This is a genomic window from Thermosulfuriphilus sp., assembly GCF_054026695.1.
Map to the genome: position 1 here is coordinate 16,474 of NZ_JBPMLP010000037.1, position 21,580 is coordinate 38,053.

The 21,580-nt window shown below is 51.7% G+C and carries 19 protein-coding genes; 12 read left to right on the plus strand and 7 right to left on the minus strand.

What is annotated here, in order from left to right; translation table 11 throughout:
• Window positions 1-308: 308 nt before the first annotated feature.
• From ACXJJX_RS05635 to ACXJJX_RS05665, 7 genes are all read left to right on the plus strand, one after another.
• Window positions 309-1,754, plus strand: coding sequence for a sensor histidine kinase (locus ACXJJX_RS05635; RefSeq protein ID WP_456433030.1), 1,446 nt, complete (start codon window positions 309-311; stop codon window positions 1,752-1,754).
• Between the two features lie 12 nt (window positions 1,755-1,766).
• Window positions 1,767-3,143, plus strand: a complete 1,377-nt coding sequence (locus ACXJJX_RS05640) for a sigma-54-dependent transcriptional regulator (protein ID WP_456433032.1) — start codon at window positions 1,767-1,769, stop codon at window positions 3,141-3,143.
• A 191-nt stretch (window positions 3,144-3,334) separates the two neighbouring features.
• Window positions 3,335-3,832, plus strand: coding sequence for a universal stress protein (locus ACXJJX_RS05645; protein ID WP_456433034.1), 498 nt, complete (start codon window positions 3,335-3,337; stop codon window positions 3,830-3,832).
• A 24-nt stretch (window positions 3,833-3,856) separates the two neighbouring features.
• A complete protein-coding gene (locus ACXJJX_RS05650) occupies window positions 3,857-4,564 on the plus strand; it encodes a hypothetical protein (RefSeq protein ID WP_456433036.1) in 708 nt (235 codons plus the stop codon).
• Window positions 4,565-4,751: 187 nt separating this feature from the next.
• Window positions 4,752-5,729: a sulfite exporter TauE/SafE family protein gene (locus ACXJJX_RS05655; protein WP_456433038.1), complete on the plus strand. Its 978-nt coding sequence runs from the start codon at window positions 4,752-4,754 to the stop codon at window positions 5,727-5,729.
• Between the two features lie 24 nt (window positions 5,730-5,753).
• Complete coding sequence (locus ACXJJX_RS05660; RefSeq protein ID WP_456433040.1) at window positions 5,754-6,185, plus strand: hypothetical protein; 432 nt, start codon at window positions 5,754-5,756, stop codon at window positions 6,183-6,185.
• Between the two features lie 182 nt (window positions 6,186-6,367).
• Window positions 6,368-7,177 (plus strand): NAD(+)/NADH kinase, encoded by an 810-nt coding sequence (locus ACXJJX_RS05665; protein ID WP_456433042.1) that lies wholly within the window; start codon window positions 6,368-6,370, stop codon window positions 7,175-7,177.
• Here the strand turns inward: ACXJJX_RS05665 and ACXJJX_RS05670 are convergent.
• Together ACXJJX_RS05670 and ACXJJX_RS05675 are read right to left on the minus strand one after the other, a co-directional pair.
• Window positions 7,174-7,611, minus strand: coding sequence for a YtxH domain-containing protein (locus ACXJJX_RS05670; RefSeq protein ID WP_456433044.1), 438 nt, complete (start codon window positions 7,609-7,611; stop codon window positions 7,174-7,176). The two genes, ACXJJX_RS05665 and ACXJJX_RS05670, sit on opposite strands and share 4 nt — an antisense overlap.
• The gene (locus ACXJJX_RS05675) at window positions 7,608-8,351 is read right to left on the minus strand and encodes a hypothetical protein (protein ID WP_456433046.1); all 744 of its coding nucleotides are present in this window, start codon (window positions 8,349-8,351) and stop codon (window positions 7,608-7,610) included. Before ACXJJX_RS05675 ends, ACXJJX_RS05670 begins: the two co-directional genes overlap by 4 nt.
• Window positions 8,352-8,501: 150 nt before the next feature.
• Here ACXJJX_RS05675 and ACXJJX_RS05680 point away from each other — a divergent pair, with 150 nt between their 5' ends.
• Window positions 8,502-9,782, plus strand: a complete 1,281-nt coding sequence (locus ACXJJX_RS05680; protein WP_456433048.1) for a DUF1015 domain-containing protein — start codon at window positions 8,502-8,504, stop codon at window positions 9,780-9,782.
• Window positions 9,783-9,785: 3 nt separating this feature from the next.
• Complete coding sequence (locus tag ACXJJX_RS05685; protein WP_456433050.1) at window positions 9,786-10,511, plus strand: tRNA1(Val) (adenine(37)-N6)-methyltransferase; 726 nt, start codon at window positions 9,786-9,788, stop codon at window positions 10,509-10,511.
• On the opposite strand, the gene ACXJJX_RS05690 is transcribed toward ACXJJX_RS05685, so the two are convergent.
• From ACXJJX_RS05690 to recJ, 3 genes are read right to left on the minus strand one after another with little or no spacing between them, the layout of a single operon-like run.
• Complete coding sequence (locus tag ACXJJX_RS05690; RefSeq protein ID WP_456433052.1) at window positions 10,475-10,945, minus strand: DciA family protein; 471 nt, start codon at window positions 10,943-10,945, stop codon at window positions 10,475-10,477. The two genes, ACXJJX_RS05685 and ACXJJX_RS05690, sit on opposite strands and share 37 nt — an antisense overlap.
• Window positions 10,946-10,948: 3 nt before the next feature.
• Window positions 10,949-12,298, minus strand: coding sequence for a phosphomannomutase/phosphoglucomutase (locus ACXJJX_RS05695; protein ID WP_456433054.1), 1,350 nt, complete (start codon window positions 12,296-12,298; stop codon window positions 10,949-10,951).
• Between the two features lie 37 nt (window positions 12,299-12,335).
• Window positions 12,336-14,063, minus strand: a complete 1,728-nt coding sequence (gene recJ / locus ACXJJX_RS05700) for a single-stranded-DNA-specific exonuclease RecJ (RefSeq protein WP_456433056.1) — start codon at window positions 14,061-14,063, stop codon at window positions 12,336-12,338.
• A 211-nt stretch (window positions 14,064-14,274) separates the two neighbouring features.
• Between recJ and extKL the strand changes: the two genes are divergently transcribed.
• Window positions 14,275-15,582 (plus strand): multiheme c-type cytochrome (seleno)protein ExtKL, encoded by a 1,308-nt coding sequence (gene extKL / locus ACXJJX_RS05705; protein ID WP_456433058.1) that lies wholly within the window; start codon window positions 14,275-14,277, stop codon window positions 15,580-15,582.
• Window positions 15,583-15,730: 148 nt separating this feature from the next.
• Window positions 15,731-16,876: an exonuclease SbcCD subunit D gene (locus ACXJJX_RS05710; protein WP_456433060.1), complete on the plus strand. Its 1,146-nt coding sequence runs from the start codon at window positions 15,731-15,733 to the stop codon at window positions 16,874-16,876.
• Here ACXJJX_RS05710 and ACXJJX_RS05715 read toward each other — a convergent pair.
• Both ACXJJX_RS05715 and ACXJJX_RS05720 read right to left on the minus strand, forming a co-directional pair.
• Window positions 16,873-19,269, minus strand: a complete 2,397-nt coding sequence (locus tag ACXJJX_RS05715) for a PEP/pyruvate-binding domain-containing protein (protein WP_456433062.1) — start codon at window positions 19,267-19,269, stop codon at window positions 16,873-16,875. The genes ACXJJX_RS05710 and ACXJJX_RS05715 overlap by 4 nt on opposite strands.
• On the minus strand, window positions 19,250-20,851 hold the full coding sequence (locus tag ACXJJX_RS05720; protein ID WP_456433064.1) for a PEP-utilizing enzyme: 1,602 nt from the start codon (window positions 20,849-20,851) through the stop codon (window positions 19,250-19,252). Before ACXJJX_RS05720 ends, ACXJJX_RS05715 begins: the two co-directional genes overlap by 20 nt.
• Before the next feature lie 257 nt (window positions 20,852-21,108).
• Between ACXJJX_RS05720 and ACXJJX_RS05725 the strand changes: the two genes are divergently transcribed.
• Window positions 21,109-21,558: a hypothetical protein gene (locus tag ACXJJX_RS05725; RefSeq protein ID WP_456433066.1), complete on the plus strand. Its 450-nt coding sequence runs from the start codon at window positions 21,109-21,111 to the stop codon at window positions 21,556-21,558.
• Window positions 21,559-21,580: the final 22 nt, after the last annotated feature.

Sequence of the window (21,580 nt, forward strand, 5' to 3'; positions counted from 1 at the left end):
TTGATATTTGGATAATTTGCAGCTGTTCTTTTTGGAGCAAAATGCAATGGTTGTGCCACAAAATATTTTGATGTATAACTTCCCAAAATATCGACATTTTATTTTAAGAGGGCCCTTTATCGCCCCCATCTTTAAATGTTTCAAGTCGAAACATGAATCCAAAACAGTTTCAGAAGCGAAACTATTGGAGCCGGCACTGGGGGTTGACGCCCTTCTGGTTTTTATTGCATATTGCAACTAATCTTTGCAAAATGTTGCATCGATTTACGTGAACAGCTAAAATTCGGGCTCGGGTTTGGGGGAGGCGAGTGAAGAATACCTTTGAAGAAAGGCTAAAGAGGCTTTTCCCTCTTCGGAGTCTAAAGACCAAAGTTCAGATCGGTTATTGTTTTTTTCTCTCGATGATCCTCATCACCATTATTCTTTCCGGGATTAGCCTACATCATATCTATAATAAGGTGTCATTACTCCAGCTTATTGAGGATTTTAATAATACGATCCTGGAGGTGAGGCGCTATGAAAAGAACTATCTCCTTTATCAGGATAAAGAAGCCTTCGTTTATACGAAACATTTTTTAAGTGTTGCTGACCTTATGCTTACTGAAAGCCGGAAAGAGATGGCCCGGATTACTAGCCCGGATCTGGTCCGGCAGTTGCGGGAGACTTTAGATAAATACAAGGGGCTTTTTGACGAACTGGCCGAGAGAGGTTCTTCCCCCTCTGATCTCGTTGCCGAACTCCGGAAGACGGGCCAGGAGCTGGTCAGGATTGCGGAACTGATCGAGGCTGGAGAGAGGCGGAGCCTTGATCTTTTTTTCCAACGAGCCATGGCCGTTTTGTTCCTTCTGGCCATCTATTTTGTAGGGATTACTGTGGGCCTCGGCTATCTAGTGGCCAGAATGGTTGTCTCGCCACTGAGAGATCTTGAAGGCTACCTTAAGGTCGTGGCCTCGGGAAATTTTGAGGCCTCTTATCCGGAGAGTGCTGATTCTGAGATCCGCTCAGTGGTCAGGACTGTACGCCTGATGTTGGAAGAAATTCGGGCCCGTGAGGAACAACTGCTTCAGTCCAAGAAATTAGCGGCTCTGGGGACTCTCCTATCCGGAGTAGCCCATGAACTCAACAATCCCCTCTCCAATATATATTCTTCTTGTCAGATTATCCTTGAGGATCTCGAAGAGATGGATCAAGACTTCCTCAAGGATATGCTCATTCAGATAGAGAAACAGACCTGGCGAGCCCGTAATATTGTCCGAACACTTCTTGAGTTCTCCAGACATAAACACTACCTCCTTGAAAGACATAGGCTCCGGCCCTTGGTGGAGGAGGTCTTTTCTATGGTCCGAGGACAGGTGCCAGCCAAGGTAGAACTGGATCTAGATATTCCGGATGATCTTGAGGTCAGGGTGGACAAGCAGAGGATCCAACAGGCCCTTCTTAACCTAGTCACCAATGCCATCCACGCTGTAGGCGAAGAAGGTAGCGTCTTGGTCAAGGCCAGAAAGGTTCAAAGGGGGGTGGAGATCAAGATCATTGATAACGGTTGTGGTATGCCCCCGGAGATAAGGGAAAGGATCTTTGACCCCTTCTTTACTACCAAAGAGGTGGGCAAAGGCTCCGGCCTTGGACTCTACATCACCCATGAAATTATCGAACGCCATCGAGGAAAGATCAGTGTGGTCAGCAAGATGGGAGAGGGAACAACCTTTACTATTATCCTGCCCAATGGAGATCCAAAGGCCCAAAAAACTTAAAGGAGATAAGCCATGGCCGTTTCTTCTACCGACAAAGCCAAGATACTCCTCATCGATGATGAGGAGGTGGCCCTTAAGAATCTGGAATACATCCTCAAGAAGTTGGGGCATGAGATTGTCGGTACCACCAGCGGCGTTCAGGCCCTGGAGTTCATCAAAAAGGACGATTTCGACGTGGTGGTCACGGATTTGAGGATGGAGAAGGTCGATGGGATGGAGATCTTGAAGGCCGTAAAGGAGAAATCGCCCGAGACAGAGGTGATCATCATCACGGCCTTTGCTACTGTGGACTCTGCCATTGAGGCCATGAAGGCCGGGGCCTATTACTACATTGCTAAACCGTACAAGATAGATGAGGTCCGCAAGGTAGTCTCTGAGGCCGTCGAGAAGACCCGCCTGAGGCGGGAGAATCTCCTCCTCCGTCGTCAGCTTGAGGCCATCAAAGGCCGGGTGAGATTCATCACCAACGATGCCAAAATGAAACAGATCCTCGATGTGGCTAGCCAGGTGGCTGTAAGCGATTGTACTGTCTTGATTACCGGTGAGTCGGGTACTGGGAAGGAACTGTTGGCCAGATACATCCATGAGATGAGTCCCCGTCGTGACAAGCCCTTTGTGGTCGTCAACTGTGGAGTCTTTACTGAAGAGCTCTTGGCCCACGAGCTTTTTGGCCACGAAAAGGGAGCCTTTACCGGGGCCACTCAGGCCAAAAAAGGCCTGGTTGATATGGCTGACGGGGGCACGCTTTTTCTGGATGAGATCGCAGAGATGTCTCCGAGTATGCAGGTTAAACTATTGCGTCTCATCCAGGAGCACGAATTCTATCGAGTCGGAGGGACCGACCCGATCCAGGTAAATATCCGCTTTATTGCGGCTACGAATCAGGATCTTAAGAAAGCCGTCGAAAAGGGTGATTTTCGTCTAGATCTGTATTATCGGCTCAATGTGGTCAACATGCATCTTCCGCCCCTGGCCGAAAGGAAAGGAGATATCCCCCTTCTGGCCCGTTTTTTTCTGGAAAAACACGCCGCCAGGATGGGTAAAAAGGTCAAGGCCATAAGCCCTGATGTCTTGGCTCTCTTAAAAAACTATGATTTTCCAGGCAACGTCCGGGAGCTTGAAAACATTATCGAACGAGGGGTAGCCCTGGCTACTGGGGAGGTCATAGATCTTTCCTGCCTGCCCGAGGAGATAAGAGAACTTGATATCAAGGCCTTCCGCAAGAAAGATGGTCGCTATCCTACCCTAGAAGAACAAGAAATCGCCTACATTCGCTGGATACTCAAGGAGACCGGAGGCAATAAGACTTTAGCTGCCCAGATCTTAGGCATAGACCGAGTCTCTCTTTGGAGAAAGCTTAAAAAATACGGTCTGGAGAGTGAGAAGTAGTTCTTTTTTCTTCCCTGTTTCTTCCCTGGACCTTTTCCGTTTTAAAACGCAACACAGCCCTCGGTCTCTCCAGGTGGGAAAATATCCAGTCGTGGTCGTTTTTAGCGATTTTATCATCTGTTACCTGCCATTAAGACCTTTGGCACTTTTTTTGAATTTTCTTTCTGAAAAGAGCTCTTTTGGGAAGGCCTATGACCAGTAAATGGAAGGAGATATTCCGGAAGATAGAGGCTGCCTTTGGGGCGGTAGCCTTTGCTGAGGCTGGGGAGTTTGAGACGGCCCGGGAACTCCTAAAAGGGGGTTTTACCGAGGGTCATGTTGTTCTGGGGGTTGAGGGGCTAGAGCTAGACAAGAAGGCCTTTCGTTATGCTCTTAATCTTTGCCGCTCTACCAGGTCAGCCCTACAGATAATCCAGGCCATTCCAGCCGAAGGCCCAGACAAAAAGGCCAAATCTCCTCTGCCCGAGGAGGTCCTTAGGGAGGCCCTAGAGTCTTTGGATTTTGAGGGTCTTCCCTTAAGGGTGGTCACCGTCTCTGGAAAGCTCGACCAGGTTCTTTTGCTTTATCTGCGTCATGTTAAGGGGATAGTCTCCGTCGTTATAGCTGGAGGCAAGCGGAGGTTTCGGCAGACCTATGCCCGGATCATCAGGGAAGCCTCCTGTCCGGTGGTGCTTGTCTCGGCCAAATAAAATCTCGGTTAAGGAGGGATCTTTATGGGTTTTTTGCAGAGAATATTTGATTCCTTTGGGGCGGCGGCCTTTGCCGAGGCCGGAGACCACAACGGGGCCCGGGAATATCTGGCTGAAGCCGGTCTTCTGGATAAAGAGCCCAGGGGGCTTTCTGTCTGGGATAAGACCATGGCGGCGGCAGCCTTTGCTGAGGCTGGGGAGTTTGAGATGGCCCGGGAATTCTTAAGGCAAGAAGATCCTCCCAAAGGTGTAAAAGTTCAGTCAGAGTTTGGGCTGGCCCAGATACATGATCGTCTCACCGAGGCCATCACCTTTGCTGAATCAGGCTTTCCTGAACATGCCCTTTCCTTGATCAAACAGGGGCAACGGCCGGCTGTAGTAGTTCTCTGTGAGGAGGCCCACTTTAGCCAAGATCTTATGGAGTGTGCCTTTCGGATGGCCAAGGGCAAGGGGCTCGATATCCTGATTGTCTCTTTGTTTGCGGCTACTTCGGCCTCTGAGGCCAAGATTTCCGAAGATGTTCGGAAAGCCTTGATTAACAGGGCCGAGGAGAAGCTAGCTCCTTGGTTTGAGGAGGCCAGATCCAGGGAGATCCGGCTGGGGCATCTGGTGAGCTTCCTCGATGCTCCAAAGACCCTTCAGAAAATCCGGCAGGAGTTTAGGATCCGCTATGTGATCTCTCTTCCCGAAGAGGAGCTCTACCTGCGGGAGGTCCATATTTTCTCTTTTTAAGAAAATAATTTTTTTCCGCAAAAAGGCCATTTTTTATCGAAAAAAAGTGATATTTTTCTCGAGACCCCCTACATGGTTCAAAAAAGGGGGTCTCTTTCCCTTGACATTTCTTCCCTGAACATCTAATACTAGCCAAGGTTTCATTTTGAAACATAGTGTTACGAAATGCATTCGGGGAGGAGATGTCATGGGTGAACGTTGGAAGTATCTGCTCGCCTTCGTCTCGGTAGGGGCTGGCGCCTTCCTGTTTTACAGTTGGGGAGAAGCCTCTCCGGAGGCCCAGCAGGCTATAGATCGGGTCATCGATGGTGGCTCTGATCGGCCCTGGTGGTTCTGGCCGCTGGTCCTCTTTGTGGTCACCTTTTTGTTGGGGATTCTGGCTGTCCTGGGTGGAGTGGGGGGTGGTGTCCTCTACGTTCCTATTATCAGCGGTTTTTTCCCTTTTAATCTTGACTTTGTGCGTGGAGCTGGCCTTCTTGTGGCTCTCTCTGGGGCCTTGGCCGCTGGTCCGGGGCTCCTGATGCGCAATTTAGCCAGTCTTAGGTTGGCCATTCCGGTGGCCCTCATTGCCTCTACGGCGGCCATCGGAGGGGCGATGATTGGCTTGGCCTTGCCCAAAAACGTGGTTCAGATAGCCCTGGGGGCCACCATCTTGGGGATTGTGGTGGTTATGACCACGGCCAAAAAGAGTGAGTTTCCCGAGGTCAAAAAGCCTGATGCCCTCAGCCAGGCCCTGGGGATGTGGGGCATTTATCGGGAGGCCTCTACTGGTGAAGTCTATAAGTGGTACGTCCATCGGACACCCCTGGGCTTAGCCCTCTTTGTGATCATTGGCATCATGGCCGGCATGTTTGGTCTGGGAGCCGGCTGGGCTAACGTTCCGGTGCTTAACTTGGTCATGGGGGCCCCTATTAAGATCTCGGTAGCCACCAGTAAGTTCCTTCTCTCCATTACTGATACTTCAGCGGCCTGGGTCTATCTCAACGGTGGCTGTGTTCTGCCGATGATGGTCATCCCCTCACTGGTAGGGATCATGTTGGGCTCATTTGTGGGAGTAAGGCTCTTAGCAGTGGCCAAACCGGCCATGGTCCGTTGGATCGTCATCGGGATGCTTCTCTTTGCCGGCCTTAAAGCCTTGCTAAAAGGCCTTGGTATCTGGACTTAAAAAAATCTAGGTCAGGAGGAAGAGATGGCCGAAAGACTTGATCCTAATATGAAGATTGAAGTTCCCCCAGAGCAGATTATCTATGCCAAGATCCTAAAATATGGTTCTTTTGTGGGGATTGCTCTGATGCTGATAACCTTTATTATCTATATTGCCGGCTTTTTGCCCCCTTATGTTCCCATAGATAAACTTCCCCAGTACTGGAATATGTCTGCTTATGAGTTTTTGGAAAAGGCCAATATGCCCAGTGGTTGGGGATGGATCAATTTGCTTAATCACGGCGATATCCTTAATTTTCTAGGGATCGCTTTTTTAGCTGGTCTTACGATAATCTGTTACTTGGCCATTGTACCCTTTCTCTTTAGTTCTGGGGCCCGGGCCGTGGGCATTATCGCTATTGTCGAAGTCTTGATCCTCTCTTTGGCCGCCTCTGGGATCATTCACGTCGGTCATTAAGGACCTCCCTGCTTCGGCTGTAAGGCCGAAGGGAACCTCCACAACCTCAAGCCCTAGAGGGGGAGAGACTGAAAACGGTCCTCCCCCTCTTAATTTCAAAGTTCTTTTCCTAGTCTGGGGTGCTTGCTAGGGTTAATTTTGTGGTATCTTGCTTCTATAGTCTGGTAACTTAAGGGGAAGCCGTGCGTCGGATAGCCTTGGTCGTCAAGCAGGGAGTGAGGATTCCCCGTGAGGTTAAGCGGGCCCTTAGGGACTGCCTTAGTTCTCGGGGGGTTGAGATCCTGGAACAGGCCCCTTTTGAAGATATAGAGGCTATTGTCGTCCTGGGAGGAGATGGAACCCTCTTGCGGACAGCGGCCTTGGCCTATCGTCTTAATGTCCCTCTTTTAGGTATAAATCTTGGCCGATTGGGTTTCTTAACAGAGATCTCTCTGGATGAGGTCTATACGGCCCTTGATCTTCTGGCCGAGGGCAGTCTCTCTATCGAGGAGAGGATGATGCTTCTGGTTACGGCAGACGGCCAAGAGGGGCCCCCAGTGCTCAATGAGGTCGCTATTGTCAAGGGACCTTTAGGTAGGATTATCCGACTGTTTACCCGGGCCGATGGTTCCTTTATTACTACTTATATCGGAGATGGCCTGATCATCTCTACCCCTACCGGTTCTACGGCCTATAGCCTTTCGGCTGGAGGGCCTATTGTTCATCCTGCCCTCGAGTCCATCGTTCTTACCCCCATCTGTCCTTTTATGCTTTCCAGTCGGCCCCTCATTCTCCCTGGGGATACAGAAATAGAGATCCGTTTGGCGGCCGAGGCCGAGGAAGTAGTAGCCATCCTTGATGGTCAGTATAGTTTTCCCCTTCCTCCTGAGGGAGTAATTAAAATAAAAAAGGCGAAGCGGCCGCTTCGCCTTTTTACCTCTCCTACCAGATGTTACTTTGACATTCTCCGGCGGAAGCTTAAGTGGGGAGATCCAACCCATCCAGAGGATTAGGTCAGTTCTTCTTCCTCTTCTTTCTTTAATTTGGCCAAGAGACGCTCCTTCTCCTTTTCCATGGCCTCTTTGCCGGCCTCAAAGGCCGAGATTACCGCACTTTTTTTCTCCTCCACAGTGCCCTTGGCCTTCTCTAAGACCTCTGAGGCCTTGGTTCGGGCCTCTTCTTTGATCTGGCCGGCCTTGCCCTTGACCTCTTCGGTGAAGCGGAGGGCCTTTATCCGGGCCTCTTCTGCCCGGGCCGCCAAGGCCTCCTTGGCCTCATCGCTTAGCTCATAGGCCTTGCCCTTAAACTCCTCGGTTACCTCTCGGAGACGCTCTCTGGTCTCCCTGCCCGAGGCCGGGGCCAACAAAAGGGCAATGCCGGCGCCGACAATGCCGCCCAGGAGGAAGGAAAAGGCCACGGTTCCGGTAGAGAATTTCTTTTCTATCATCTTGTCTCAACCTCCTTTCCGATGGTTTCTGCCAAATAACGCAGGCTTGTCCGGAGGCCCACAGCCAAACTGGCTATCTCCACGGCCAGTTGGGTAAGCCCACCTTTGACCAGTTTAGTAACGGTCCTTGCTGTCTGGCCCGCCTCTCCTATGGCCTCAAATAATTCTTCGGTCTTGGCCAGTCGGTGGTTGACCCCTTCGGCCAGTTGGCTGAGTCCTTGGGCTAGACGATCAATATCTTCTAGGACCATGGGGATCTCCCGACTCATCCGTTGATTGATGGTCTCCGCTAAGGTTCCAAAACGGTCAGCCATCTCCCGAATATCACCCACCAAGGCGGGAACGTCTTCTTTGATCCTTTGGTTTATCTCTTGGCTGAGGCCTGTTAGGGACTGGGATAGACCGTGAAGATCCTCGCTCAATGCCTTGAGAGTGGCCTTAGTCTGGCCGAGAGCCCCGCGTAGCTCTTCGGCCAGAGGCCTTATCTCTCCTTCAAGGGCAGAGGCAGTCCTGGCCGAGGCCTCACTGAGATTCTTGATAGAGACAGCGGTTTCTTTAAGCTGAGCCAGAAGGGGAATCAATTCTTCTTCAAGATCACCTACGGTTTCCTTCAACTGGGCCACTGTGGCATCCACGCCTTTGAGGCTTTCTCGGAGCTTGTTGATTAGGCCGACCAGATAAAAGGTACCAACGGCAAAGACGACTACAGCAGCAACCAGGACCAATTCTTGAAGCTCCATTGGGGCGCTCCTTGCTTCTTTAGGATTTGGCAAGTCGTCAATAAAGATAAGCCCCGGGGCCAGAGGTGGCAAGGAAAATAGGTGGTCGTTGACGCCATCTAATTATTATAGTAGCTAAGGGCGCGAAGTTTTAACCGGAGGGGAAAATAAATGGCCATTGTTGTCCCGTTCCGTGGCTTTCGTTACAACCAGGAGAAGATCAATCTTGAAGACGTCGTGGCTCCTCCCTATGATGTGGTCACCCCCGTCCAACAGGAGTCTTATCTCTCCCGGGATGCCTACAATATTTTCCATCTGGAGCTGGGCCGCATTCTTCCAGGGGACAACGAGGAGGAGAACCGCTACACCAGGGCCAGCAATCTATTTAAGGATTGGTTGGCCCAAGGGATCCTCATCCAGGAGGCTGAACCAGTCTTCTATTATTACGAAATAGATTTTATCCTTAATAGCCAGAGCTTTACCCGCCATGGGTTTATTGCTTTGGTTCGGCTTGAGGATTGGTCTTCAGGAATCATCCGACCCCATGAGCGGACATTCGAGTCTGTTACCTCTGACCGTCTGAGACTTCTCCGCTCCTGCAGGGCCCAGTTTAGTCAGGTCTTCTGCCTCTATCCAGATCCAAAGCTCTTGACCATCGAGCGTCTTAAAGCCACAGGCACCAAGGTCCTGGAGGTAAGGGAACCTTCAGGGATTGTCCATCGCCTTTTTCGGGTCTCTGACCCCAAGACTATTGGCTCTGTAAAGCGGCTTCTTGAACCTCAACCCCTCTATATTGCCGATGGCCACCATCGCTACACCACCGCCCTTAGCTATCGTAACGAAATGCGCCGCCTCTATGGTTCCAATCCCCACTTAGCCTTTAACTATATTATGATGTATCTTTGCCCTATAGAGGACGAGGGGCTGGTTATCCTTCCGACCCACCGGATACTTAAAGAGTCTCGTCTTCTTTCAGACCTTGAGCGTTCTTTGGGTCCTCTTTTTAAAGGCGTGCCAGTCGAGTTAGACAGGGCTGAAGAAGAGCTTGCTGGAGCTCCCAAGGGTTCTTTTGTAGCCATCGAGGGTGAAGAGGCCGTTCTTTTTGAGGCCCATATAGAGGAGATCTTCGTGGCTCTAAAGGACCTCCCTCTGGAGCTCCGTGGTCTTGAAGTGACCATCTTCACCGAGCTGGTCCTCAAAAAGGCCCTTGGTTTTGGCGAAGATGAGCTCAAAAGAGCCGATCTCCTCTCCTTTACCCCTTGGGGTGATGAGGTTTTGGCGGCGGCCCGCCGGGGACATCTCGGTTTCCTGCTTAAGCCGACCATGGTGGAAGAACTCCGGGCTGTCTCTGATGCCGGCCTGACTATGCCCCATAAATCTACCTATTTTTACCCCAAGATCCTTACAGGCTTGGTCCTCTACCGCTTTGACCCCCAGGAAGAGCTCTATTAGAGGATGGCTAAAGACGAGGTTACCTGTGAGCAACTTTTTGGACGTCTAAGTATTTGTCAGCCCAGACACGGGTATCGCTACTCCATTGATGCCTTTTTATTGGCTGCCTTTGTCCATCTTAGGCCTGGAGAGTTGGCGGTAGAGTTTGGGACTGGCTGTGGAATAGTCTCCCTCGTCCTGGCCATGCGTTATCCAAAGGCAAGGATCCTGGGCCTTGAGATCCAGGAATCTCTGGCTGCGTTAGCCGGGAGGAATCTTCTCGCCAGTTCTCTTGAGGATAGGGTCCTTTTTATCCGGGGAGATGTTCGAGAGGCCCCGCGGCTGCTACGCCGGAAGGTTGATGTGGTTTTGGCTAATCCTCCTTATCACCCCCTGGGCACCGGGCGCCTTAATCCTGATGAGCAAGAGACCCTGGCCCGCCACGAGATCATGCTTGATCTAAAGGGCCTTTTCCAAGTGGCTGCCGGGATCCTGCGGATCAAAGGACGACTTTATCTAGTTTATCCGGCCAGCCGACTGGCCGGCCTCCTGAGCCAAGCTAAGGCCACGGGTCTTGAGCCGAAAAGGCTCCAGGTTGTTTATTCCTACCCAGGGGATGAAGGCCGCTTGGTTCTCCTTGAGGCCCGAAAGGGAAGCGGGGAGGAACTCCGAATTCTGAGCCCCTTTTTTATCTATCAGCGTCCTGGGGGGCCTTATACCTCCCAGGCCGAAGGGCTTTTCCGGCTCTGAGCCACCTTGACCTGCCAGTCTTTAAGCCTGAGGCGTAAAAAGGCCTCTCGGAGCTCGGTATCTTCGATGGAGGCCACAGCCTTGGTCAGGGTCTCCCTGACCTCAAGGGGGATAACTATCGGAGGCCTCCTTGGGGTAGCCCTTTTTTCTACTGGCCCCAGACGGAAGCGGATCTCTTTTACCAGCTCTTCTTTTAGGGCCTTAGCCAGGGCTTTCTTGATCCGCAGAGATTGGAGCTGAAGCTGATGCATCCAGGCCGAATTCTCCACGACTACGGTGAGTCGTCCTCTGACAAAGCTCTCCGGTCTGGCTCGCCGGGCCACTTCTCGGCCGACGGCCTCTTCCCAGACTTCCCAGATACGTCGGGAGGCAAGTCTTTGTTGCCAGCCCTGGCTCGACCACAGCCCAGAGAGGATCCCTCCAATGGTATCCATCTTTTAGAGAAGCTCCTTGACCTTTTCTTCGATGAGTTTTTTTATCTCTTCTAGCCTTTCTTGAGAAAGGGCCTCAAAACGAAGCACCAGGACCGGTTGGGTGTTTGAGGCCCGGACCAGTCCCCAGCCGTCGGGGAAGATAACTCTCACCCCATCGACATCGATAACCTCGTAGTGGCTCTTAAAGTATTCCTTAAGTCTTTCCACGATGGCGAACTTTTTTTCATCGGGGCAGGGTACCCGGATCTCAGGGGTGGAATAGGTCTTGGGCAGATCGGCCAGGAAGCTCGAAAGGGGCCGATCGTCGCTGGCCAAGATCTCGGCCAGCCTTAAAGAGGCGTAGACGGCATCATCGAAGCCAAAGAAACGGTCGGCAAAGAAGATGTGGCCACTCATTTCTCCGGCCAAAAGGGCCTTTTCTTCTTTCATCTTTTTCTTGATCAGGGAGTGGCCGGTCTTCCACATGATGGGGCGTCCACCGTGGCGGGCAATATCGTCGTAGAGGACCTGAGAGCATTTGACCTCGCCAATGATAGCCGCTCCAGGATGTCGCTTGAGAATGTCCCGGGCAAAGATAATCAACAACTGATCCCCAAAGAGGATGTTACCTGCCTCATCGACCACCCCGATGCGGTCTCCGTCTCCATCATAGCCCACACCAAGGTCAGCCGAGACCTCAACCACCTTGGCCCGGAGTTCTTTGATATTGTCTGGCACTGTAGGGTCAGGAAAATGGTTGGGGAAGGTGCCATCGACCTCACAATATAGCTCAACAACCTCACATCCCAGCTCGCGAAAGAGGTCCGGGGCCGTAAGACCGGCCACTCCATTCCCAGCGTCAAGAACCACCTTTAGAGGGCGGCTTATCTTGATGTCTTTCTTGATCCAGTCTTTGTAGGCGGGGATAATTCCGTAGGTAGAAAGAGAACCCTGGCCGGATTCGAAATTCTCGGCCTCAATGAGGCCCCGTAATTCTTGAATTTTGGGGCCGTAGATGGTTTCTTTGCCAATACAGATCTTAAAACCGTTGAATTCCGGGGGATTATGGGAACCGGTTACCTGGATGCCCCCATCGGTATCCAGGTGAAATAGGGAAAAATACATAAGAGGCGTTGGACATAGACCGATATCGATGACATCGATCCCGGTGGAAAGGATCCCAGCAATGAGGGCCTTTTGATAGGTCTCGGATGAGAGACGCCCGTCTCGGCCACAGGTCACCTTTCTGCCTCCAGCCCTTTTGACAGCCGTACCAAAGGCCTGACCTATAGACCGGATGACCTCTTCGGTGAGGTCTTCGTCTACTTTGCCTCGGATGTCGTATTCCCGAAAGATGAGGGGGTTGACTTTCATGGCAGGTCTCCTTTCTTTAAAAAACCTGTTTTTTCCCTTAAGTCTTCCTGATGGCTTCGTCAACCAGTCTGCGGGGACGCAGCTGACACAACCTTAGTCTTAAAAAGGTCTCCCCTTGGTAATCCCTGAACTCCGGAGTGACCGCTAATTCGAATTCCTCAAGGCCCTGATCGACCAGTTCGCCCAGCCCAAAGCCGACAGCTTCAAGGGCTAGGCCTTCCTGCCAGACAAGGAGTTTTAGATGCCCATTGCCCACGGTTTTTTGCTGGCGGACTTTGAAACCGGAGAGGGCAAAGACCGGTTCTGGCCAGCCTGGGCCAAAGGGCTCTAGGTGGCCAAAGAAATCGAGGAAGTCTGGATCAAGAAGATCCTTTAAAGTCACGGCGGCGTCTATTTTGATGTGAGGGACAAGGGGGCTTCGAGAAAGTTCTTCTATCGTGGCCTCCTCAAAGGCTCTGGTGAAGGCTTCAAGTTTTGCTGCCTCAAGGGCTAGACCTGCCGCCGAACTATGGCCACCAAAGCCCAAAAGGTGTTCTCGGCACCGCCTAAGGAGTTTATAGAGGTCAAGCCCTTCTGGACTTCGGCCAGAACCCTTGGCCAATCCAGAGTCATCAATAGAAAGGAGGATTACGGGCTGGGTGAGTTGCTCCTGGATCTTGGAGGCGACAATCCCCAGGATGCCTTTGGGCCAGTTGGCTCCGGCCAGGACCTGGGCCGGGGCCTTTCTGTCTATCAGGGCCTGGGCTTCTTTGAGTATTTGATTTTCAAGGCGTTGTCTTTGGGCGTTGAGTTCCCCCAGTCTTTGGGCTAATTTTTGAGCTTCCCCTGGATCGTTAGTGGTCAAGAGCTTGAAGGCCTGCAAAGCCTCCTCGATGCGTCCGGCCGCATTTATCCTAGGACCCAGTCGGAAGGTCACCTCTGTTGTCCCGACCCGCTGGCCTTCAAGCCCACTTACGGCCTTAAGGGCCCGGATGCCTGGTCGGTGGCCACCGCTCAAAAGGTCAAGGCCTACCTTGGCCAGGGTTCGGTTCTCGCCAGTAAGGGGGGCGATGTCGGCTATGGTCCCTAGGGCTACTAGATCAAGAAGCTTTTTGAGATTGGGCATGTTTTTCCTGGAGAGGATTCCCTTCTGGAAAAGGTAGGCTCTTACGGCTCGGGCCAAGGTGAGAGCTACTCCTACTCCGGCAAGATTCTTTTCTGGATAGCGGCAATCTCTCCGCTGGGGATTAAGGACAGCTACTGCTGGAGGAAGTTCTTCAGGGACTTGGTGATGGTCGGTGATGATGACTTCCAGGCCTGCCTCCTGGGCCAGCTTAGCAGCCTCGTGGCCGGTGATACCGCAGTCAACAGTAATAATTAAACTAGCCCCCGTGTTCCTTAATTGGTTAATCAGGTGGGCATGGAAGCCGTAGCCATCTTTTTCGCGGTGGGGAAAAAAGACCTCGACCGGATGTCCCAGATCCTGAAAGAAATGCCAGAGAAGGGCCGTAGCCGTGACCCCATCGGCATCATAATCTCCATAGATAAGGATCTTTTCTCTTTGGGCCAGGGCCTTCTCAATTCGGGCTACAGCCCGGTCCATATCGACCATAAGAAACGGATCCCCCAGAGAAGACAAAGTAGGGAAAAGAACCTTTTGGGCTTCCTCGACCTCTCTGATCCCGCGGTGGAAAAGGATCCGGCCGATGAGATGAGGGAGTCCGGACTTTTGAAGGAAAATCCGAAGTTCGGCTGGGTCAACCTGATAGGACAACCATTGCTTCATTGGCCCTAAAGACTAGTCCTTGGCTCCCCTAGACGTCAATAGGTCTTTAGGGACTGCCTGAGGGCTCTGTTTTTCCACTGGTGCTTCTTTTTGAAACACTTTTGCCTTGACTGAGGATTCAAAATGTGTCTCTAATTCCCCTTAAGATACCAATTAACATTGGTAATTTTATGAAAAACTATAACCTACAATTAGGGCAGGGAGGGGGATTATGAGACATCTTCAATTCTTTTGCTTTGTTTGGCTTTTGGTGCTTTTGGGGGCCCCGGCCTCCTGGGGGTCTCAGGGGCAGATAGAGACCCTTGAGGAATTGATTGCCCGCTATGACTCTTCTTCCTGTAAGGATTGCCATGAGGAGATCTATGAACAGTGGCAAAGGTCTATGCATGCTCGTTCAATATTTGGGCGCATGGGGCGGACCTCGGCAACCATGATTACTACCATTGAGAAGGGGCTATCCCGTTGGCCGTATTCTGGGGTTAAAGGGCCAGATGATGTCAGGCTAAGGCATCTAATGGGTTGTGCCAAGTGCCATCTGCCGCAACTGGCCCAGGCCAACGACAAAGTAGCCCAGGAGCTGGTGGAGGCCTTCTATGCCTGGTACGAGGACGATGATGAAGAGGCTGAGGCCAAACTTAAAAAGCTCAACATAGGCTGCCTCGTTTGCCATAACCTTAAGGCCATTACCCACAAATGGGTGGATGGCCCCCCTGACCCCAGGGCCGTCTATGGCCTAAAAGCTGGGCCCCATGAGGACGAAGCCCATCCTTTGGTCAAAAAGAGTCCAATTATGGAAGAGTCCATCCTCTGTGGCCAGTGTCACGGTTTGGGGCCTAACCTTGAATTTGACAATCCCACCCAGTGCGCCACCCTATATGGGAGTTACCTTTTTGCCTATGTTCCCGAAGGTGGACATGACACCTGTCAGGAATGTCACATGCGACGTTCGGGCAAAGGTCATGATATTCAATCTTATAAGGATCCGGCTATGTATCGACAGGCCGTGGAGGTCAAGGTGGATGCCTTGGCCTACTACTGGCGCAAGAGTAAGACCGAGGGGGTCATCCCCATGGGAGTGGTTCTGGTGGAGCTTACCAACAAAGCTGGTCACGTCATTCCTGACGGCTGACCGACTCCCAACCGGGTGGTCCTGGAAGTGACCGCCAGCACCCCTCAGGCCAAAGAGATCTATCGTCATTCGGTCATCTACATGCCCCATCCCGGCCGGATGTGCAGAGGGGTAGAAATGGGGCGAGGGCCCTATGAGAAGTGCGGGCTGGTGCGAGAGACAGGCCTTCCTCCAAAAAGGACCATTCACCAGACCTTTGAGATCCGCTTTCCCTATCAGGACGTGATCAAAGACGGGCGATTTGTCGACCGAATTCTGGAAACCAATAGGCTTGAGGTCCGGGTAAGGCTGTGGTATCTGCCCTTTGGGAGCTTTGATGGGCATGAGGTCCTCTGGTTTGAGGAGAAGAAGCCTCTTGTCTTAAGGGGAGAGTGGGTCTGGAAGAAATAGCTTGGCCCCTGGCGTTAAAAAATATTTATTTATAGATAGGGCCCGGAACCCGGGCCCTATCTATTTTGGGTGTGGAGAAATTCTCTGCTATCCTGTTAGATTCTTTGGAGACCTTTTTAAAAGACCATTTCCCGGTTAATAAAGGCCTGTGATTAGGGTTCTACATACCTCAGACTGGCATCTTGGCAAAAGTTTTGAGGGTACGGATTATTCCCTTTTGGGAGAACAGCGGGCCGCCCTAGAGGAGATGGTCGAGATAGTCGGCAGAGAGGGCTGCCACCTGGTAGTTGTTGCTGGAGATGTCTTTGATCACTATCATCCTTCGGCCTCCGCTCAGCGTCTTTTTTATGACGCCTTAGCAGAACTCTCCGAGGGCGGCCGGCGGCCAGTAGTTGTCGTTGCCGGAAACCACGACTCCCCTGAAGGCCTGACTTCGGCCCGTGCCCTCCTTGAGGGCTACGGCTTAGTGATCGCCGGTCGTCCAGGGGAGCCCGGAAGATATGACTATCAAGGCCCTGGCTTTTCGGTTAAGGCCCGAGGGCCTCAGTTGAGACTAGATCTCCCTCAGGGATCCATCACTCTTTTTCTTCTGCCTTATCCCTCGGAGGTCCGCTTTCCGGGACAAGGAAGTCTGGAGACCCGCCTCAAAGGGCTGGCCGCTCTGGGCCCTTTGGGACCTTCGGACCTTCTAGTAGGCCACTTATTCCTTGAACGGGGACAGACAGCGGGCTCGGAGCGACAGATAATCGGAGACCTAGCCCTTATACCCCGTCATCTCCTCCCCCCAGCTAAGATCATGGCCCTGGGTCACCTTCATCGATATCAGCGCCTCAAAGGGGCCTGTTACAGTGGATCTATCTTTCCTCTGTCTAGAGAGGAGGCCCGTTTAAGCCCGGAGAAGTTTTTTTCTCTGATAGATATAGACGAGACAGGCTCCCGTCTTTCGTCCCTCCCCATTGACAGGCCCAGGAAGGTGGCCTTGATAACTGTAGAGGACCATCAGGAGGCCTTACGGCTTGCCGATCAGTACCAAGGACAACTGGTCTTCCTGGAGGTTTCTCTCCCTCCAGCCGGCCCGGAGGCCATAGAACGCCTTAAGAAGGCCTATGAAGGAAGGCTTCTTGGTCTTCGTTTTGCCCCTCCTCCGGCCTCTGTGGGTACGGCAATTTCTGATACCAGGAGTCTTGATGACAGAGACCTATTTGTCGAATTTTACCGCCGCTTATACGAAAAAGCCCCGCCTGAGGCCCTAGTGGACCTTTTTGTCCGGATGATGGAAGGGGTGTCTGCCTAATCCTTACCCTCGGGGGGAGGTTCTTCTAGGAGGGAGTAGTAGCCCTTGAAGAAGGCCTGGACATAACGTTTTCGGGTGCGTTCGTCCTGGAGGGTCATGTCCAGTTGGCGGGTGAAACCCATCAGACGCCCGAGTTGATCCAGTCTTTCGGAATTCTCTTCAGGGCTCCCCCCTAAAAAGAAGGCTATTACCGAATCTCCCCTGACTTCTACCCGAAAATCGAGCTCTTTGAGAATATCCTCAAGGAGGAGAGAGCGCTGTCTGCGGCCTTCAACCCCGGCACCACCGCCGCCAAAACGAAAAACAAGGTAGTTTTCCTCGTCAAACTCGGTGCTTCTGGCCTCGATGGCTAGGAGATGATAGGCCAAGCGACATTTTAAAAAAAGGTAGTCTTGTCCCAGAAGGACCAAAGCTTTGCCTCCTTCTTTGGTGACCTCTCCCCGAACAAATGATCTGGAGACCACAGAGAAGAAACCTCCTAAATCAAACTCCACTGGTCCTCTCCAGCTGACCCCTTCATGGGTCATGCCCTGCCAGAGAGCCAAAAAGGGGGTTGATTTGATGTCTGAAACCCCGATTTGCCGCCGGAAGGTGGCCAGGGGGGAGAGGCCACCTCCAAGGTCAAGGACGTGGAAGGAAAGAGGAATGCGTGGATCTGTGAGGAGATGACTGGCGGCGATGCCTTCATTTTCGATCCTGGAGAGCTCCCAAGAGATAGCTTCAAAGGCTAGGTGGAGAATATCATTTAAGCTCTGGATCTCACCCGGTTTGATCCCTATCAAGGGATCTTCTGGACCGAAGATAAGGGGCAGATTAAGTGCAAAAAGAGGTATCAAGGATGGAGGAAGAGAGCCCTTGGTCTTAAGACGGCTTCCTAGACGCCCCTGGTAAACTTGCCCTCGGAAGGCATCCAGGGTGATGATCTCTTGAGTCTCAAGGTGTATATCCCCATGGGGGACAGCTATCACCGGGCCATCGAAACCTTCAGGAGCTAAATCCTCCCCCTGGATTATGATTCCCCTGATCCCTTTGTCTTTGGTCAACTTTTCACCTTTTTCCCAGAGGAGGATTGACCCTGGCGGGACAGATCGGCCCCTGGCTATTACTAAAGGGCCGGAGACGATTCCTTCTTTAAGAGGGCGACCATGGGAGATCAAAGACCCTTTCTGAGGCTTTCTCCTTCCGGGAAGCCCTATTTTATAGATACCAAAGAGGTAGAACCATCCGGCCTTATCGAGACCCCAGCGAATCTCCCGGGGGCCTCCCAGATGGTTTTCAATCAGGGCTCCAAAGTCATGGAGTCGCTTGATCTGGGTAGCAGAGAGGCAGGGACGATGGCGAAGCCCCTGGGGTACCTTTTCGTAAGAGAGGAGGCCAGAAGGCTTGAGGACCAATTTTTTTTCCTTTACCTCAACGATGGTTTCTTTTAGGTGGCCGCGTTCATCGAGCAGATATAGATCCGCCAAGCCTTGGCTGGGAACGAGACCGGATAGGCCCCAGACAGCAGTGGCCAGGCTATCCTGCTCAGCAGGAAAGCGGGGATCTCGGGTAAAGAAGGCTCCTGAGGCCACTATGGAGGGGCAGTCGAATATGAAGGCTGAGACCTGGAGGGATTCCCCCCTGAGAGAGGATTGACAGATATGTTTGAGGCAGGCGGTAGCATAGCCTTTTTTTAGGCTCCAGGGATCTCTGCCCAGAGGGCCGTGAATGGTGGCCAAAGGGAGATCACCCTCCGAGAAGACCATTATGGCCAGCTGTCTTCCTGGCGGGAAGAGTTCGTTCAGGGTCTGGGCTAACTCTTTAAAAATTCCTTCTGAAAGCCCAAAAAGGGCCTTCTTAAGCCTTTCCAACGGCTGATCGGCCCCTTCCGGAGAGAGAGCGTCAAGGTGATCCAAAGGGAAAAGCTCCAATCCCAGAACCACCCCATCAGGGACAGGGAGGCCGAGGACATTTTTGACCTCACCTAGTTCGGCGAGGATTTGCCCCATCTTTGGCAGACAATATCCTTCGATCTGTGCCAGGGAGGCAAAGACCTTAGAGGGGCCTTTGAGATAGGTGTCTTCAAGTCTCCTGAGAATGGAGAAAAGCCAGAGGTATTTGTTTTCAGTGAGGTCATTTAGAAGCAGGAGAAGCCTCTCGAGCTCCTTAAAGAGCTTATTTAGCCTTTCTTTAAGTCCCCAGGTCATTCCGGAAAAGGGAATCTCATTTAAAAAGGCCCACTCCTTGAGAACTAGAGCCCTTGTCTCTAGGAATTCAATGAGGGCTAGATTGCGCCTTTTTATCTCCAGGCTTCCGCTAAAGAAGATTCTAGCCAACTGGGAATCTTCAAGATTCCTTTGGCTCTTTGGGGCCCCGAGAAGACCTTTAATTTTCTCAAGAAAGGACGATCCCATTGTTCCTTCTCCGAAGGTTCTCCTTTATGAAGAAAAGCATATCTCCAAGTCGATGACAGGCCCTGGGATCAAGAGGAAGATTTCCCTTGATATCAGGACGGATAAATTCCATTGCCCGACGGAGAATCCGCCGGGGGCGGTTCCCCTTGGCCTTGAAGCCAAGGGGTGCTCTGGCCTCTTTGAGATTTCCCCCCTTGTATATCCAGCCTTGGTTGGCGTCTACGGTGATTGGTTCATTTGGCCTCAGGCGATCAAATCCACCTTTAAGGGCCACCAAACAGGGTACTTTAAGCCTCCGGCAGGCCTTAGCCATATGGCTTGCCGGATTGCCCTTTCGAGCCAAAAGGGCCTTGGTCCTAGAGGCCCGGGAGACATAGAGGTTGAGGTCCTCCTGGACCAAAAGAATGGCCTCGGGGGGGATATCCTGAAGATCTCCTTCCGAAACAATGACAGGATAGCCGCTGACTATCCCTGGGCAAGCCGGTATTCCCCGGACCAGGGCCCCATCTTCTGTGGCCGGGGGGGTATCTCCCAGAGGCATTATCCTCAGGATTTGGAAGCCTTGATCATCAAGCATCCATCTGATTTCCAAGGCTTCTCCAAAATATTTCTCCAGTTCAAGCCCCATAAGGATCAGCTCGCTAAGAAGAAGGGGATCTAATCCTTCTGGAGGGGTGGAAAAAAACGGTGGCTTCCTGAGCACCGGGACCGTTAAGGTCCCGGTGGCAGCCTCCAAGAGAAACAGGGCCTTTTCTTCTCTAAAGAAGGTCAGAAATCGGCCCCTTAGGCTTTCTGAAGACCTGGCCTCTCTGAAAGCTAGAATAAGAGGTCTTTCCCGGGAAGAATTCTTCAGGAAGAGTGCAAAAAGACCCTTACAGGCCTCAAGAAAGGCCTCCTTTTGGGGAGGACTTTTAAGGGCTATGCCTCCCTCAAGTTCTAGGACAAAAGGGGCCTTTTTGTCCTCTTCTTGGCAGGACATCAATACTTCTTCAAGCTCTTCTTCTATCCTTCTGGAAAAAGAGCCCTTAAGGATTTGCTCGATTACCTCCTCCGAAGGCCCCTTTTTAATCTCTCCCTCCAGGCCGTTTTCCCTGACAAAGAGCTCAAAAACCCAGTCGCCTATTACCAGGCCGTCAGGTATAGGGACCTGAAGATAGTTTTTGGCCTCAGCCAAAAAGGCAATCCCGGGGCCGGTAAGGCCGATGTCTTCCATATCCAGGCTCTCAAGGGGCAGAATCAGCTGTTTTTTGGGGGGGATTTCTCCATTTAAGAGATTCTTGATACGGAGATCAAGCTCTTCAAACCGTTCGGCTAGAATAAGGTAATCCTTACCGGTAAGGAAGAAGAAATCATTAAGGCTTCGGAGAAGGCTCCGGCGGAAGTCTCTATAGTGCCTTTGAACGGTCTGAAGATCAAAGTAATGGGGCCAGTGGAGTAAATCTTCCAGGGTCTTAAGCCTATTTAAGGCCTCTTCAAGAGAGCTTTCAAGATCATGAATCCTCGTCCTATAGAGCTCCTGGGGACTAAGGTCTATTTCTGTTTCTGATTGAAATAAGGCCCGTAATTTTTGAAAAAGATTCACGGTCCCTCTCAAAGGAAGGGATATTTTGAATTCCTAGAATAAAGGCTACCCTCGGTCTGTCAATTTTGAAGATCGACTAAGGACCTCCCGGTTTCATCTTGGAACACACTCGGGATTGGACTTGAGCATTTTTTCACTTTGGAACACGTTCTGGCTCAGTTCTCTTTTTTTGCTTTTTAACATGGCTTTCTAGCGTATTTATAGCTTCTGGTATTTGCCTTGCTAAAAGGGGTGAATCTGCTGTTTAAGGAGAGGTCATGGCCAAAGGTATTGTCCTCCTCATTATGGGGCCTTCGCTGATCAAGTGGAGTTCCTTTTTGGCTATCCAAGCGGCCAAGAGGGAGGCGGCAGAGGTCTATGCCCTTCTTGACGGGGATATGGAGCCGTCTCAAGAGATCTACCGGACCTTTGCAGCCATCCGGAGTAAGGCCAGAAGTGAGGGAGTGGAGTTCAACTTTTATACGGTTACCAAGGAGGGTCTGGAGCCCTCACTGATTGAACTCCTCAAACAGAAAAGGGCCTTTCAGGTGGTCGTGGGTGTGGCGGACAAGAAAGAGATCTCGACCACTGAGGCCTGGCTGAAGGCTGTTGAGGCCAAGCTCAAGGAAGACTCTGACTGGTATTATCCGAGCCTTCGCTTTCTGGTGGTCTCTACTCCGGATGACCCTGAGGGGCTACAGCTGATAGAGCAATATTTTCAAGATTAAAAATTAAAACAGGAGGGGTTTT